Source organism: Rhizobium sp. SVR5-9E, assembly GCF_056755095.1.
In genome coordinates, this window is record NZ_JBNDHS010000314.1 from 1 (window position 1) to 320 (window position 320).

Below are 320 nucleotides of genomic sequence, written 5' to 3' on the forward strand. Positions count from 1 at the left end.
GATTTATATATGGACTTAATTTATCAACGGTGTTTTGATCGTACATTCCCCAACCTTTAGGACCATAATAAAAAGAAGCAGCTTCAAAACCAGTTACTCCGCATAATTTTGAGTTTCCAAACTGCATCTCCCAACCCAAACCATTTGATTCTTTATAAAGCCCAAATGCATTACGAAATGGAATACTCGATTTATCTCCAAACTTTGTTATCTCAATAAATTTGTCTTGAAAGAATCTATTATCAAATACATGATTCATTTCATGTCCTAAAGTATAAGCAAAAAACAATAAATTATCAATTTTTGACATCGTAAGATAT

The 320-nt window shown here is 30.6% G+C and carries 1 protein-coding gene; it reads right to left on the bottom strand.

Annotated features, from left to right (window positions below):
- On the bottom strand, positions 1-259 hold a 259-nt coding region (locus ACPYOJ_RS34965), incomplete at its 3' end, for a hypothetical protein (protein ID WP_481420323.1).
- Between the last annotated feature and the right edge of the window lie 61 nt (positions 260-320).